17 protein-coding genes and 1 other RNA gene are annotated in these 14336 nt (G+C 72.3%); 11 read left to right on the top strand and 7 right to left on the bottom strand.

The features are described 5' to 3' along the window. Positions 1-206: 206 nt before the first annotated feature. Positions 207-1217 carry a tripartite tricarboxylate transporter substrate-binding protein gene (locus NRP21_RS19280; protein WP_257717860.1) on the bottom strand — a complete coding sequence of 337 codons (1011 nt, stop codon included), beginning with the start codon at positions 1215-1217 and terminating at the stop codon, positions 207-209. Between the two features lie 191 nt (positions 1218-1408). On the opposite strand from NRP21_RS19280, the gene NRP21_RS19275 reads away from it, so the two are divergent. Both NRP21_RS19275 and NRP21_RS19270 read left to right on the top strand, forming a co-directional pair. Beyond that, positions 1409-2326 carry a manganese catalase family protein gene (locus NRP21_RS19275; protein WP_257717859.1) on the top strand — a complete coding sequence of 306 codons (918 nt, stop codon included), beginning with the start codon at positions 1409-1411 and terminating at the stop codon, positions 2324-2326. Positions 2327-2493: 167 nt separating this feature from the next. Continuing rightward, positions 2494-3285 carry a hypothetical protein gene (locus NRP21_RS19270; protein ID WP_257717858.1) on the top strand — a complete coding sequence of 264 codons (792 nt, stop codon included), beginning with the start codon at positions 2494-2496 and terminating at the stop codon, positions 3283-3285. Between the two features lie 87 nt (positions 3286-3372). Here NRP21_RS19270 and NRP21_RS19265 read toward each other — a convergent pair whose 3' ends face one another. Beyond that, on the bottom strand, positions 3373-4455 hold the full coding sequence (locus tag NRP21_RS19265) for a lysine-2,3-aminomutase-like protein (RefSeq protein WP_257717857.1): 1083 nt from the start codon (positions 4453-4455) through the stop codon (positions 3373-3375). 67 nt (positions 4456-4522) lie between these two features. Between NRP21_RS19265 and epmA the strand changes: the two genes are divergently transcribed. From epmA to NRP21_RS19250, 3 genes are all read left to right on the top strand, one after another. Beyond that, positions 4523-5581 carry an EF-P lysine aminoacylase EpmA gene (gene epmA / locus NRP21_RS19260; RefSeq protein ID WP_257717856.1) on the top strand — a complete coding sequence of 353 codons (1059 nt, stop codon included), beginning with the start codon at positions 4523-4525 and terminating at the stop codon, positions 5579-5581. A 118-nt stretch (positions 5582-5699) separates the two neighbouring features. Next, positions 5700-6923, top strand: a complete 1224-nt coding sequence (locus tag NRP21_RS19255; protein WP_257717855.1) for a nucleotidyl cyclase domain-containing protein — start codon at positions 5700-5702, stop codon at positions 6921-6923. A gap of 60 nt (positions 6924-6983) precedes the next feature. Continuing rightward, positions 6984-8135 carry a tellurite resistance TerB family protein gene (locus NRP21_RS19250; protein WP_257717854.1) on the top strand — a complete coding sequence of 384 codons (1152 nt, stop codon included), beginning with the start codon at positions 6984-6986 and terminating at the stop codon, positions 8133-8135. A 4-nt stretch (positions 8136-8139) separates the two neighbouring features. Here NRP21_RS19250 and NRP21_RS19245 read toward each other — a convergent pair whose 3' ends face one another. After that, positions 8140-8844, bottom strand: a complete 705-nt coding sequence (locus NRP21_RS19245; RefSeq protein WP_257717853.1) for an FkbM family methyltransferase — start codon at positions 8842-8844, stop codon at positions 8140-8142. Positions 8845-8927: 83 nt separating this feature from the next. Here NRP21_RS19245 and NRP21_RS19240 point away from each other — a divergent pair, with 83 nt between their 5' ends. Beyond that, complete coding sequence (locus tag NRP21_RS19240; RefSeq protein WP_257717852.1) at positions 8928-9200, top strand: hypothetical protein; 273 nt, start codon at positions 8928-8930, stop codon at positions 9198-9200. Between the two features lie 61 nt (positions 9201-9261). Here NRP21_RS19240 and thiE read toward each other — a convergent pair whose 3' ends face one another. The 4 genes from thiE to NRP21_RS19220 all read right to left on the bottom strand — a co-directional run bounded on the left by thiE (position 9262) and on the right by NRP21_RS19220 (position 11740). Beyond that, a complete protein-coding gene (gene thiE, locus NRP21_RS19235; RefSeq protein WP_257717851.1) occupies positions 9262-9918 on the bottom strand; it encodes a thiamine phosphate synthase in 657 nt (218 codons plus the stop codon). 58 nt (positions 9919-9976) lie between these two features. After that, positions 9977-10894, bottom strand: a complete 918-nt coding sequence (locus NRP21_RS19230) for a class I fructose-bisphosphate aldolase (protein WP_257717850.1) — start codon at positions 10892-10894, stop codon at positions 9977-9979. A 104-nt stretch (positions 10895-10998) separates the two neighbouring features. Further along, positions 10999-11247, bottom strand: a complete 249-nt coding sequence (locus NRP21_RS19225) for a hypothetical protein (RefSeq protein WP_257717849.1) — start codon at positions 11245-11247, stop codon at positions 10999-11001. Between the two features lie 70 nt (positions 11248-11317). After that, positions 11318-11740: a hypothetical protein gene (locus tag NRP21_RS19220; protein ID WP_257717848.1), complete on the bottom strand. Its 423-nt coding sequence runs from the start codon at positions 11738-11740 to the stop codon at positions 11318-11320. Between the two features lie 124 nt (positions 11741-11864). On the opposite strand from NRP21_RS19220, the gene NRP21_RS19215 reads away from it, so the two are divergent. The 5 genes from NRP21_RS19215 (at position 11865) to NRP21_RS19195 (ending at position 14177) form a co-directional block, all read left to right on the top strand. Continuing rightward, positions 11865-12176 carry a hypothetical protein gene (locus tag NRP21_RS19215; protein ID WP_257717847.1) on the top strand — a complete coding sequence of 104 codons (312 nt, stop codon included), beginning with the start codon at positions 11865-11867 and terminating at the stop codon, positions 12174-12176. 44 nt (positions 12177-12220) lie between these two features. Further along, positions 12221-12550, top strand: a complete 330-nt coding sequence (locus NRP21_RS19210) for a cell division protein ZapA (RefSeq protein ID WP_257717846.1) — start codon at positions 12221-12223, stop codon at positions 12548-12550. A gap of 58 nt (positions 12551-12608) precedes the next feature. After that, a non-coding RNA gene (ssrS, locus tag NRP21_RS19205) (6S RNA) lies at positions 12609-12761 on the top strand. After that, the gene (locus NRP21_RS19200) at positions 12748-13359 is read left to right on the top strand and encodes a 5-formyltetrahydrofolate cyclo-ligase (protein ID WP_257717845.1); all 612 of its coding nucleotides are present in this window, start codon (positions 12748-12750) and stop codon (positions 13357-13359) included. The genes ssrS and NRP21_RS19200 overlap by 14 nt, the downstream gene beginning before the upstream one ends. After that, a complete protein-coding gene (locus tag NRP21_RS19195; RefSeq protein WP_257717844.1) occupies positions 13356-14177 on the top strand; it encodes a TIGR00282 family metallophosphoesterase in 822 nt (273 codons plus the stop codon). The genes NRP21_RS19200 and NRP21_RS19195 overlap by 4 nt, the downstream gene beginning before the upstream one ends. Positions 14178-14336: the final 159 nt, after the last annotated feature.

The raw sequence follows: 14336 nt of genomic DNA, 5'->3' as shown, positions 1-14336 counted from the left end.
GGGATCCGCGGGAACGCCGCGATTGGGCACCGCGACATTACTCACGGTTTCGAGAGCGCATTTAGTGGGAAAAGCTGTGGGGCGGCCGTCGTGCCGCCCCGTAAGTATATGAAAAGTCCCAAATGATCTCCGGGCCGGCTTGTGGATAACCCTGTTGGCAAGCTGTGTCGCCGGGGCGTCCTCCCTGGGGATGACGCCCGGCCGGATCAGTCCGCATAGGCGCTGGTCGCCTCGATCACGGGTTTCCACTTGGCGATGTCGGCCGTCCAGAAGCGCTGATGCGCCTCGGGCGTGGCATCGGCCTGGGAGACGGGGGCGGTGCCAATCTCGCTGAAGCGCTGGACGATGCGGGGATCGCGCAGCGCGGCCTGGAGGGAGGCGGTGAGCCGGGCGCAGACCGGGGCGGGGGTGCCCTTCGGCGCATAGAGGCCGTGCCAGACTGTGACCACGAAGTCCGGAAGCCCGCCCTCGGCCGTGGTGGGAATCTCCGGCAGGGTGGCGATGCGGGTACGGGACGGCGTGGCGAAGACCTTCACGTTGCCGCCGCGGATATATTCCGTGGTCTGGGTGGTTTGGTCGCAGAGCAGGTCCACCCGGCCGCCGAGGATCTCCTGCATGGCCGGGCCGGTGCCGCGGAAGGGGATGATGGTGGGCCGGGCGCCGATGGCATTGGCAAAGAGGGCGCCGCAGAGGGCTGATGAGGAGCCGATACCGGCATCGGCCAGGTTGAAGCGGTCGCCCTGGCTTTTCATGTAGGCCACGAGTTCCGCCAGGTTGTTCGCGGGCATGTCCTTCCGCGTCACCAGCGTCATCGGCACCTCGGTGACGAGGCCCAGCGGCTCGAAGCCGTTGACGGGGTCGTAGGCCAGGCGGCGGTACATGGTGGGGATCACCCCCATGCCGATGTGGTGCAGCAGCACCGTGTAGCCGTCCGGCCGGGCCGTGGCGACGCGCTGGGCGCCTATGGTACCGCCGGCGCCGGTGCTGTTCTCCACCACCACGGGCTGGCCCATGTCCTTCGCCATCGCCTCCGCCAGAAGGCGGCCGACGATGTCGGTGGGGCCGCCCGGCGCGAAGGGGATGACCATGGTGACGGGGCGGCTGGGAAAGCTGCCTTGGGTGCTTCCCTGGGCTCCCCCTTGGGCGCGGGCAAGGCGAGGGGCTGCGAGCGCGGCGAGGCTGGTCGCCGCGAGGGCGCGGCGGGTGAGTGCTGTCATGGAAGTCTCCCCGGCGGCGCCTCCTTCGCGGGCGCCGCTCGCACGCAAATTCTGGACCGGGCGGCGGGGCGAGGGGAAGGGTCCGCAGTTTTCATCGAAACGATCGAACACGGGTTCGTCAGGCCGATAACCCATGACAGTCTTCACCGTTCTCCAACGCAACCGCGTCCGTTGGAGGCAAACCTATGTTTATGCGCGTCGACAAGCTGCAGGCCGAACTGCCACCGCCGAAGAAGCAGGATCCCAACGCCGCGGCAGCCCTGCAGGAGCTTCTGGGCGGGAAGTACGGCGAGATGTCCACGCTCGGGAACTACATGTTCCAGAGCTTCAACTTCCGCTCCAAGGACAAGCTCCGGCCCTTCTACAGCCTCGTCGCCTCCATCACGGCGGAGGAGCTGGGCCATGTGGAACTGGTGAGCAACGGCGTGGCCATGCTCAACAATGGCCCCGACAAGCCCGGCGCCGATGCGGGCGATGGCGGCGACATCTCCATGTCGCCCTTCGAGGCAATGAAGGAGATCCGCTCCGCCGCCTCCTTCCTCTCGGGCGCGGGCGGCGCGATGCCGGTGAACAGCAATTCCATGTCGTGGAACAACGACATGATCACGACAACGGGCAACGTGGTGGTGGACCTGCTGCACAACTTCCACCTGGAATGCGGCGCGCGGCTGCACAAGCTGCGGGTCTATGAGACCCTGTCCGATCCGACGGGGCGCGAGGTCTGCGGCTACCTCCTCGTCCGCGGTTCCGTGCACGCGCATTCCTACGCGCTGGCGCTGAAGAAGATCACGGGCGTGGAGCTGGAGAAGTTCCTGCCGACGCCGAATATCCCGCTGGACAAGATTCCGGAGTGCCAGAAGTACCTGCAGGAGGGCTCGCACCGCCGGCTCTATACCTGGAGCCCGAACGACTACAAGGAGATCGCGGGCATCTGGGAAGGCGAGCAGGCGCTGCCGACCGATCCGCCGGGCGAGCTGACGGTGGTGGACGGCATGCCCGAGGGCGGCAAGATCCACCAGCTGGTCGGCGTCCCCTCCGCCTTCACGCCGGACTACGCGCCGGAGGAGATGTTCGAGATCGCGACGAAGCTGTACAAGAAGTCGCGCTGATCGTTTCGTACGCTGAGGAGGCCCGGGCGGCGTTGCTGCCCGGGCCTTCTTCGTGGCCGGACCTCTAATGGGGCCGGCAGGACCGCTGCGCGAGGTGGAGAGCCGTTTCCCGGGAGAGGTGGTTGGCCGACGCGCCCCGGAGGCGGTAGTCGGGAAGGATGAATCTGATGATGCCCGGCGTTCTCGTCCTCGCGCTGCTGGCGGCTGAAGTCGTTGCCGGAGGGCAGGCCGCGGCCGCGACTGGTGGCCACGGAGGTGACCAACTTCTCCCTTTGGTCCCGCGCGGCGCCGGCCAGGCCGGGTCTTGCACGCGCAACCGGCGCTGGTGCGTCCTCCTGGACGAGCCCGACGAAGGCGGCGCCGTGCGGCCAGTGGTTTCCGCCGGTGGTGCCGTGAGGGCAGCGCCGCCTCCGCCGGCGGAGGAGCCTTCGACCGAGGAGTCGTACGCGGTCTGGCCCGCCCTGGTGACGTTGAGGGACGGTGGCTTCCTGGCCGGGGTCCAGGTCCGGACGGGCACCTCCTATTCCGGTGGCGGCGGAAGCGCGACGGAGCTTCGCATCTTCCACGTGTCATCCGACGGGACTGTGGCCGCCGAGCCTTCGCTGAGCGTGCCGCTGCAGGGCTCCCTGATGATCAGGGCCTGCTTCAGCGAGAGAGACATGCAAAGGCGCCGGGGCGCTTGCCACGACGAATACGGCTTCTCCGCCCGGATCGGGCTGGCACCCGGCGCCGCGGCGAGCCTCCCGATCCTGACCTACACGACCGAGGCATGGACCTTTCCGCGCGGAGTCTCGCGGTCCGCGGATTCGACGCGAATGCCGCCGCTCAGGCCGGGTGATCTGGTGCGGCACCGCGACCCGGCGTGCAGCTTCACGCGCCGCTTCCGCTTCAATGCCGCGGCTGCCGCCTACCGCCCCGACACGGCCCTGCCCGAGTGCTCGGACTACACCGTTCCCTGACGCCGGATGGCCGCGGGCCGGTTCCTCGGTGAGCCGCCCTGCCGGGCTTGCCCGAAGCGCGGCCTGGCCAGGGGCTTCGGCGGTGTTTCAGTCCGCCCCGTCCGCCTGGAAGTGGCCTCCGCCGAGCGGGCCGCGAACCTTCCAGCCGCCCTCCACACGCTCCGCGAAGTCCGGCCCGATGGGCGCCTTGCCCTGGCCCTGCGGCAGGTCCAGCGCGTAGGTGGGCCAGGCGAGGCCGGTGACGCGGCCACGGAGGGATTGCAGCAGGGCGCGGCCCTCGGCGATCGGCACCTCGAAGCGGGCGGTGCCCGGGGCGCGGTCCAGCTGGTGCAGGTAGTAGGGCTTCACCCGGTGCTCCAGCATGGTGCGGAGCAGGGCTTCCAGGCTCTCCGCCGTGTCGTTCACTCCGCGCAGCAGCACGGCCTGGCCGAGCAGCGCGACACCTGCGCGGGACAGGCGGCGCAGGGCGGCGCGGGCTTCCCCGGTGAACTCGCGCGCGTGGTTCGCATGGAGGCAGAGGAAGAGGGCGGTTTCCGTGTCCAGCGCCTCGGCCAATGCCTCGTTCACGCGCGCGGGGTCGGCCACGGGAACGCGGGTGTGCAGGCGGATGATGCCGATATGCGGCATGGCCGAGAGGCGGCGGACAATGTGGCCCAGCCGGCGGGGTGAGAGCATCAGCGGGTCGCCGCCCGTGAGGATGGCTTCCTTCACCTGCGGGTGGGCGGCGAACCAGTCCAGGGCCGCGTCCAGCTCCGCCTCGCTCAGCACGCCGCCGGAGGGGCCGACCTGTTCGCGGCGGAAGCAGAAGCGGCAATAGACCGGGCAGGCCAGCAGGGGCTTCAGCAACGCGCGGTCGGGGTAGCGGTGGACCACGCCCTTCACCGGGGAGTGGGGGTGGTCGGCAATCGGGTCCTCCAGCTCGAGCGGGGAGGTCTCCAGCTCGGCCGGGGTGGGGATGTACTGGGCGGCGATGGGGTCGGCCGGGTCGGCCGGGTCGATCAGCGCGGCCATGGCGGGGGTGACGGAGACGGCGTAGCGCGCCGCGACCCGGCGCAGCTCCGGCAGGGTCTCGGGCGGGACGAGGCCGGCCGTGGCGAGGGCGTCGGCGTCGCGCAAGGGGCGGGCCGGGATGTCGCGCAGGGGGTGGTTCAGGGGGAAGCCGTCGGGCATGGCCGGGGCTGGTAGCCCGGAGCGGGCGGTTGTGTCACGGGACGCCTTGCGGAACGGAGGCCCGAGCGTGGCGCATGACCCTCTTCCCCCATGGCATCCGGAGGCCCTGGCGGCGCGGCTGCCAGCGCTGCGGCGGCGGGCGGCACTGGTGCGTGAAACGCGCGGCTTCTGGGAGGCGCGGGGCTGCGCGGAGGTGGAGACGCCCTGCCTCGTGCCCGTGCCGGGGATGGAGGTGCACCTGCACGGATTCCGCAGCCGATTCGAGCCGCATCTCGGGCGCGGGGAGGGGCGGGAGCTGTGGCTCCGCACCTCGCCGGAGCTGTCCATCAAGCGGCTGCTGGTAGGGGGCGCGGGCAGTTGCTTCGAGCTGGCGCGGGTGTGGCGGAACGGTGAGGTCTCGCCCCGCCACGCGCCGGAGTTCACGATGCTGGAGGTCTATCTCCTCGGCGCCGGGCTGGAGGGGCTTATGGACGCGGTGGAGGCGTATCTGCGCGCCGTGCTGCCAGCCCGCGTGACCCATGCGGGGGTGGAGACCGACCTTTCCCTACCTTTCGAGCGGGTGACGGTGGCGGAGGCCTTCGCGCGGGTGGGGGTGGATGTGCTGGCGTCCGTCGATCCTGAGACGGCGGAGGGGGATGCGGCCGCGCTGGCCGCATCGGCGCGGGCGGCGGGGCTTTCCGTGCCGGAAGGGCTGGGATGGGAGGACCTGTTCTTCCGGCTGATGCTGGAGCATGTGGAGCCGGCCCTCGGGCGGGAGCGCGGAACCTTCCTGACGCACTGGCCGGCGCCGCAGGCGGCGCTGGCGCGGCGGAATCCGGCCGACCCGCGGGCCGCGCTGCGCTTCGAGGTCTTCGCGGCGGGGCTGGAGCTGGGCAACGCTTTCGACGAGTTGCTGGACCCGGAGGAGCAGGCCGTGCGGTTTGCCCGGGACGTCGCGGAGCGGGAGGCGCTGTACGGCGCCGCCTGGGGCGTGGACGAGGACTTCCTGGCGGCGCTGCGCCAGGGCATGCCGCCGGTAGCGGGAATTGCGATGGGCTTCGACCGCTTGGCGATGCTGGCGGCCGGGGTGCCGGACCTGGGCGGGGTGCGGTGGCTGGGAGGCTGGCCTTACATCCGGGCGCCCTAAAGAAAGTGCGTTCTGCTTCATAAAGACAACCGAAGGTTGATCTTTAACGACATTCCCCCATCCTGCGAGGGGCAGGACGGGATGGGCGTATGATACCCTCGCGCGGGGCTTACGGACGGTGAGCGGTGTTTCGCTGCTGCTGCTGCAGGCCGTCCTGTATTTCGGCGTCATGGCGGTGCTGTTCCGCGCGCGGGGGGCGCTTGGCACGGGCGTCTTCGTCTGCGCGCTCGGGGTTATGCACTTCCTGGAGACCTATCTGGCGGCGGTGTTCTTCATCGAGCTGCCCTTCGGGCTGATCTCGCCCGGCTCCGTGGTGCTGTTCTCCGGCAAGCTGGCGATGGTGCTGCTGCTCTACGTGAAGGAGGACGCGGAGACGGTGCGGCAGCCCGTGTACGGGCTGCTGATCGGCAACCTGCTCGTCGTCGCAAGCTGCCTGATCCTGCGCTTTCACGCGCCCGTGGCGCTGGGCGCGATGGCGCCGGACCTGGGCTTCGTCGATCAGATGGGCGTGCTGATGATCTGGGGCACGCTTCTGCTCTTCGTGGACAGCCTCATGGTCGTGCTGCTCTACGAGGGCACGGCTTCCCTGTTCGGGCGGCAGCACGCTGCGCGGGTCATCTTCTGCCTGGCGGTGGTGCTGACCTTCGACCAGCTGGCCTTCTTCGGGGTGCTGCGGATGGTGGCGGGGGTGCCGCCGGCTGCGCTCCTGGGCGGCTGGGCGGCGAAGATGGGGGCGGCGCTTGTCTATGGCGCGCTGCTGGCCGGCTATTTCCGGTACTTCGAGACGCGGGGCGACGCCGGGGCGCGGCGGCGGCTGGGCGACCTCTTCGACCTGTTGACCTACCGGCGCGAGGCGATGGCGGAGAGGGCGCTGGAGCGGGACGAGGTGACGGGCGCGCTGGCCTCCCGCCATCTGGCGGCGCTCGGGGCGGAGCGGTTCCAGCGGGCGCGGCGCCGCGGCCGGGGATTCGGGCTGCTGCTGGTGCAGGTGGCCGCGCCAGGGCCGGCCGCGCCTTTGCGGGAGATGGCGCAGGCGCTGGCCGGGGCGCTGCGGGTGGATGACCTGGTGTTCCGCCACGGGGCGCGGGGCTTCGCGCTGCTGCTGGAGGGCATCCCGCCCGCGGCGGCGCGGCGGCTGGCCGAGGACCTGCCGCGGCTGATCCCGGAGCGCATGGGGCCGGCGGATCCCTTCGGCCAGGAGCCCGGGCTGAAGCTGCGCGTGGCCGTGGCGGACGGGCCGGGGGGCGCGGCTGATTTCGGGGCCCTGCTGAGGCAGGCGGAGGACGGGCTCTGGGACCCGCCGGGCGGGGCGGGAGCGGCCTGGGCAGGCATGGCGCGCTGAGGCGGGCCGCATCGAAGGGCCGCCTGCTGCGTTCCCTGGGCTCAATCGGGAGAGGCGCGCATGTTCGACACGAAAGGGCTGCTGGACGGATTCCTCGGCGGGAACTCCGGTGGCGGACGCTGGACCGATTCCCGGCCTCAGGGCGGGATCGGCAGCCTGGGCGGCAGCGGTGGCGGATCGCTGCGCGACGTGCTGGGCGGGCTGCTCGGCGGCGGGATCGGCAGCCTTGGGGACCAGGGCGGCTCGCGCGGCGGCGGGATGTTCGGCGGCCCGATCGGCAGCCTGGGGAACGAGGGCGGCTCGCGCGGCGGGGGCGGCTTCTTCGGCGGCCCGATCGGGACGCTGGGGAACGAGCGGGACACCGGCGGCGCGATGGCGACGCCCGGCCGCTCCGGCGACCAGGACAGCGACCGCGCGGGCGGCGGGTTCTTCCGCGGGCCGATCGGCAGCCTCGGCGGGAGCGCGGGGAGCGGCACGGGGGGTGGCCTGGGCGGTGGATTGGGCGGCATGCTCGGCGGGGCCATGGGCACGGCGGCGGCGGGCGGTCTGCTCGGCTCCGTGCTCGGCGGCGGCCGGCGCGGGGGCGGGGGCGGGCTGCTGCGGATGGGCGGCATGGCCGTGCTCGGCACGCTGGCCTACCGCGCCTGGAAGCAGTGGCAGGATTCGCAGAACCAGGGCGGCGCCGGACAGGCGCCGGCCCCCGCGCCCGCCTCGGTCCCTTCATCCGGGCCCTGGTCCGGCGCGGCGCCGGGGCGTGGGGCGGCTGCCGTGCCGCCGCCCGCCGAGTTTGCGCGCGACGATGCGCCGGCGGCGGATGGGAACCCCTTCGGCCTCTCGCTCATCCGCGCGATGATCTCCGCGGCGAAGGCGGACGGGCACCTGGACGATTCGGAGCGCAACCGGATCTTCGACGAGGTGGAGCGGCTGGGGCTGGACGCGGACGCCAAGGGCTTCGTGTTCCAGGCGCTGGACGCGCCCGTCGATCCGGGCGCCATCGCGGCGATGGCGCGGACGGACGCGCAGAAATCCGAGATCTACATGGTCTCCCGCCTTGTGGCGGAGCCGGATACGGCGGCGGAGCGGGCCTATCTGGATGCGCTGGCGCACCGGCTGGGGCTGGCCTCCGGCCTGCGGCAGTCGCTGGACTCGCAGGCGGAGGAGGCGAACCGGCTGGTGCAGTCCGGCGAGCTGGGCGGGCAGCAGCCCGGCTGATCCGCTATCCCGGCAGGAGCGCGCGGGCTTCCACCGCGCGCTCCGCCGGCCAGGCATAGAAGTTGAAGATGTAGGGGTCCGAGGCCGCGAACACGGCGGGGTCCGGGCTGGCGCGCTGCATCGTCGGGCGGTGCAGGGCGGCCATGGGGTGCCAGCGTCCCTCGTGGGCGAAGCAGGTTTCGTAGCCCAGCGCGTCGAGGAAGGCGGGGACGGCCCAGGTGCAGCCCTCCGCGTGGCGCTCCTCCAGTTCCAGGGTCAGCAAGGGGCGGCAGCGGGCGAGGGTGGCCCGCGCGCCGCGTAGCACGGCGTATTCCGCGCCCTCCGCGTCGATCTTGATCGCTGTCACGTCGGGCAGGGCCAGGCTGTCCAGGGTGATGACGGGGACAGGGCTTCGCCGCACCACCAGGTGTGGCCCCTCATGCGCCTGGTAGCTCTTGGCGGTGCTGGCCCATTCCCATTGCGGCGCGCCGTCCAGAACGGGGATGGAGAGGTCCAGCGTTCCCGGTGCATCGCCCAGCGCCTCCGGGCGGATCGTGATTCCTGGCGCGCGCGTTTCCAGCACCGCGCGGGCCTCGGCCAGGGGCTCGAAGGCGATCACCCGGGCGCCGGGCAGGGCGGCCAGGGGCAGGGAGAGCAGGCCCTGGTGCGCGCCCACATCCACCAGCGTGCCCGGGCGGTGCAAGGCGGTGAGGAAGGTCAGCTCGTCCATGGACGGGTCATCGCCGGGCCCGTGCCGCGGTGCAACCCGGGGGAAGGGGTGACGTTCAGCGGGGACAAGTACGGAGGTGCACAATGCGCGTTCTCGCCCTCGCGGCTGCCGCTGCGCTCTTCGCCGTTCCGGCGATGGCCAACATGTATGATGGCCGCAGCAGCACCGGCCGCTCCCCCGGCCCGCCGATCGACCGCGGCGGACGCACGGCGGATTCGGACCGCGCCTATAACGGCGGCGGCATGGTCCTGGAGGGCGCGCCCGGCGCCCCGGCCCCGATGCCGCAGCAGACGGCGCCGGCCGGCTCCATCACCCCGATGGGCACGCGGAACCCGGGCGTTTCGATCGTCCGCTGATCGCCGGCCACATCCCGGCCCGTGGGCCGCGCCTCCCGGTGGGGGCGCGGCCTTTCGCGTTTCAGGCCGCCGCGATGGCGGCGTTCATGGCGCGCACGCCGGCGGCCGGGCCTTCGGGGTGGTTCCACACGGCCCCGACCACGGCGAGGAAATCGGCGCCCGCGCGCACCAGCGGGGCGCAGTTCTCCGCGGTGATGCCGCCGATGGCGACGCAGGGGATCTCAAAGAGGGAGGACCACCACTCCAGGATCTCCGGCTCCGCCTTGTGCTTCGCCTCCTTCGTGGTGGTGGGGAAGAAGGCGCCGAAGGCGACGTAGTCCGCGCCCATGTCGCCCGCCTCCATGGCGAGGTGCCGGCTGGCATGGCAGGTGATGCCGAGCGTGCCGGCCTTCAGCAGCCTCCGCGCCCTCTCGTGGTCGCCGTCCTCCTGGCCGAGATGGGCGCCGTCGCATCCCGTGCGGGCGGCGAGTTCGGCATTGTCGTTCAGCAGGAAGGCGACGTCGCGGGACTGGGCCACGGGGCGCAGCGCGTCGATGGCGCGGCGGACCTCATCCTCCGGCGCATCCTTCAGGCGGAGCTGGAGGCAGGCCACGTCGCCGGCGTCCAGCGCGCGGGCGAGGTTGTCCGGGAAGGTGGCGAGGTCGATGCGCGGCGGGGTGATGAGGTAGAGGCGGCAGCCGCCTGGTTCGTGACGACGGGGCTCGTCGGGATGGGGCACGTGCTGGGGAACCCGGTCATGCTTCGCGGGGCGGGCGCGCGGCCCGCCCGGCGGCGTTTCAGGACTTGTAGATGCCGATGATGTCGGAGAGCAGCTTCAGCGCCTCCGCCTTCGGGCGCTGGAAGGTGTTGCGGCCGATGATGGAGCCGTTGCCGCCGCCCGCATGGATGCCGCGCGCCATGTCCAGCATCGAATCTGTCGTCCCGGCCTCCCCGCCGGAGAAGACGACGAGGCGGCGGCCGCCGAAGCAGGCCTGGACCACGTGCGCGATGCGGCCGGAGAGGGTGCCGATGTCGGGCACGGGGCTCTTCTCGTAGGTCTTCTTGGCGGCATCGAGGGAGATGGCCTCGGTGGGCGGCTTCACCTTGATAATGTGGGCGCCGAGCAGCGCGGCCATGTGCGCGGCGTAGGCGCAGATATCGAGCGCGGTCTCGGCGGTCTTGTCCAGGTTCGGACCGCGCGGGTAGCTCCAGACCACCACGGCGAGGCCGGAGGCCTTCGCCTCCTCCGCCAGCTCGCGCAGCTCCTCCATCATCTCGAACTGGTACTCGCTGCCGGGATAGATGGTGAAGCCGATGGCGGAGCAGCCCAGGCGCAGCGCGTCCGCCACCGTGCCGGTCACGGCCTGGTCCTTGGTGGTGGAGAGGGAGTTGCTGCTGTTGACCTTCAGGATGGTCGGGATGGCGCCGGCATAGGTGGCGGCCCCGGCCTCGATCATGCCGAGCGGGGCGGCATAGGCGTTCAGCCCGGCCTCGATCGCCAGCTCGAAGTGGTAGCGCGGGTCGTAGGCGGCGGGGTTGGGGGCGAAGGAGCGGGCGGGGCCGTGCTCGAAGCCCTGATCCACCGGCAGGATCACCAGGCGGCCGGTGCCGCCGAGCTTCCCTTCCATCAGGATGCGGGAAAGGTTGGCCTTGGTGCCGGGATTGTCGCTCTCGTACCAGCCGAGGATCTCGCGGACCTTGGGGGTGAGCTGCATCGGGCGGGTTCCTCCTTTGCCGGGGCGTGGCCGGGGCGGGCGGAGTAAGCCGCAGGGCGGCGGGCTTGTCACGGGCCCCTTCCATGGGGCCCGTGACGGGCGCGTCAGCCGTGGTTGCCGGGGCTGGGATTCTGTTGCTGCTGCTGTTGCTCCCGCCGCTCCGCCGCGTGGCGACGGTGGACGCCAACGGCGCAGCCGACCGCTGCGCCCGCGACCGCGTGGCCGCTGCCGACGAAATGCCCGGCGACCGCGCCGACCGCGCCATCCTTCACGCAGCCGCCTTCCCTGGCCTGGGCGGGGAGGGCGGCGGCCATGGTGGCGGCAAGGAGGGCGGCGGGAAGGAGGAGGCGCATGGGAGTTTTCCTCTGTGGGGAATGCCTTTCCTGAACGCCCCACGCCGGCCCGAGCGGCGTGGCGGTGCGGTTAAAGCTCCGACATCTCCGCGCCGAGGTGGCGGGCGAGGATGGCGCGCCCACCTGGCTTGCGGAGATCGAGGCGCGAGAGGTCCAGCGCCTCCGGTGCCCTGGGCCACAGGGCGGCGCCGGCCTCCTCCGCCGCGGCGTGGATCGCGGGGAAAGCGGGGTGGGCGGGGTCCAGCAGCAGCAGGCGCCAGCCCTGGCGCAGGGCGTCCAGCGCGAGGCCGGGGGCACACCCGCAATCCAGTGCCGCCCGGTACGCGGCGCCGGGATGGGCGGCCGCGGCGCGGGCGACCATGGCTGCCACCACGGCCGCCCCGGGCCAGGCGGCGGCGCCGGGCGCGGAGAGGAGCAGCACGCCCGCGGCGGGGGCGAGGGCGAGGGCGGCGGCCGCCTCCTCGGCGGAATGGAAGCGGATCGCGGGCAGCACTGCGGTTGACCCCCTTGCGGGGGGATGCGTAAGACCATCACGCTCACGTGTCAGGTCCGTTCGCGGCGGGCACTCGGTAGAGGTTGGCCCGCCATCTGGCGCGGGCGCGGAGGTTGGGGACGGCATGTCGGACAGCCTGGCAGAGGCGGCCGCGCGGTTGGAAGCGGCGGTGGAGCGGCTGGCGCGGGCGGCGGCATCCATGCCGCGCGTGGCGCCCGCACCGGCAGGCGTGCCGGTCGAGGAGGTGGAGGCGCTCTCCGCGCGGCTGGAGGCGACCATCGCCCGGCTGCGCGCGGCCCTTCCCGAGGGGTCCCAGGTGCTCGCCGAGGAAGGCTTGGGCGAGGACGGCATGGGCGAGGAGGCCGGCTTCGACGAGGCCGGGCTGCCCGAGGACGAGGGCGGCCGGAGCGGCCCCGCCGGCCCGAATCTCGGGTGACTGGCGTGGTCGGGCGGTTCTTGATGGCGTTGGAGGGTTAGGCTTTGGGACAGGTGACGGTTCGCGTCGGCGGCTACAGCCATCCCGTATCCTGCGAGGACGGGCAGGAGGCGCATCTCGTCGCCCTGGCGGCGGAGGTGGACCGCCGCGTCTCCTCGGTGCGGACCATGGGCGGGTCCTACGGCGAATCGCGCCTGCTGCTGCTGGCGGCCCTGCTGCTGGCGGACGAGGTGCATGACTTGAAGGTGGAGCTGGCCCAGGCCCGGGCGGGGATGCTGCCCCCGGCCGCGCCGACGGACCCGCGCTTGGCCGAGCGGCTGGCGCGGGTGGCGGAGCGGATCGAGGGAATCGCCACCGATCTCGGTAAAAACTGAGGGCGAAAGAACTGGCGGCGGGCTGGCGGAAGGGACCGCGCGGCACTAGATAGGTCTGGCGGGGCTGCCTTTCACGCCAGGCATATCATCCCCTGGGCCAATAAGCACCCTCCGGGAGCTGGCTCTGTCCGGGCCCTGGTCCGGATATCTGGCGCCCACCTGCATAGCAGGCCTTGGAGGACGTTTCGCCAGCGGTCATGGCGGCTCCGCACTCTCCTCCCCATTCGATCGGCGACGACGCCGCGCTCCGTGCCGCCAAGATCGTGGCGCGCGAGGAAGCGCAGGCCCGGCGCGCGCGCGCCGAGGCGGCCGGTACCGGGCCGGCCCTGGCCGCGCATGTGCTGCGGGATGCGCCGCCGCCGGCGGGCGCCGTGGTGGCCGGGTTCTGGCCGATGGGGCACGAGATCGACATCCGGCCGCTGATGCGGGCGCTGGAGGGGCGGGGGCACAGGCTGTGCCTGCCCCGCACGCCGAAGCGCGGGCTGCCGCTGGATTTCCGGGCCTTCGCCTTCGGCGATCCCATGTCCAAGGGGCCGTTCGGCACGCTGCAACCAGGCGAGGACTCGCCGGCGCTGGTGCCGGACTGGCTGATCGTGCCGCTGCTGGCCTTCGACCGGGCGGGGCGGCGGCTGGGTTATGGCGGCGGCTACTACGACCGGACCCTGGCGGCCCTGCCGGATGCGGGGACGCTCGGCGTGGCCTTTGCCTGCCAGGAGATGGACAGCGTGCCCTGCGGGCCGCATGACGCCCCCTTGGACGCGGTGGCGACGGAGACGGGCGTGGTGCGGTTTCGGGGATCGGCGGGTTGAGGATCCTCTTCCTCGGTGACGTGGTTGGGCGCTCGGGGCGGGATGCGGTGGTTTCCCGCCTGCCGGGGCTGCGGCGGGAGCTCTCGGCCGACCTGGTGGTGCTGAACGCCGAGAACGCCTCGCACGGCTTCGGGCTGGCGCCGGACATGGCGCGCGCCTTCCTGGAGGCCGGGGCGGACGTGCTGACGCTGGGCAACCACGCCTGGGATCGCAAGGAGATCGTGCCCTACATCGAGGGCGAGCCGCGGCTGATCCGGCCGATGAACTACCCGCCCGGCACGCCCGGGCGCGGGGCGACGGTGGTGGAGGTGCCGGGCAAGGGCCGGGCGCTTGTGATGCAGGTGATGGGGCGGCTGTTCATGGAGCCGCTGGACGACCCCTTCCGTGCCGCGCAGGCTGAACTGGCCCGGCACACCATGGGGGCGAACGGGTCGGTCCAGGCCGTGGTGGTGGACATCCACGCCGAGGCGACGAGCGAGAAGCTGGGCTTCGGCCATTCCTTCGACGGCCGGGTGAGCCTGGTCTGCGGCACCCATACCCATGTCCCCACCGCCGACCACCAGGTGCTGGAGGGCGGCACCGGCTATGTCACTGACGCCGGGATGTGCGGGGATTACGACAGCGTGATCGGCATGGGGAAGGCGGGGGCCTCCATCCGCTTCTGGCGGAAGGTGCCGAGCGAGCGGCTGGCGCCTGCCGAGGGCGAGGCGACGCTCTGCGGCGTGCTGGCCGAAACGGACGACGCGACGGGGCTGGCCACGCGGATCGGGCCGGTGCGTCTGGGCGGCCGGCTTTCCCAGATCATGCCGGGCTTCTAACCCAGCCTCCCTTCCGCCTTCGCAACTGCAACCAAGCGCGGCCCTCGGTCGCTTCTCGGGGGAGCGTACCTTCGCCGCGCCCATGGGGCGGCGGGGTGCATCTGCCGTGCCGGATCGCGCGCCGCCCCTTCCGGGGCCGCGCCCGGCCGTGACGCGCGG

The sequence above is a fragment of the Roseomonas populi genome (genome assembly GCF_024594815.1).
Taxonomy (GTDB): domain Bacteria; phylum Pseudomonadota; class Alphaproteobacteria; order Acetobacterales; family Acetobacteraceae; genus Roseomonas; species Roseomonas populi.
Note: the sequence above shows the minus strand (reverse complement) of the source record. Positions and strands in the feature narration are given on the sequence as shown.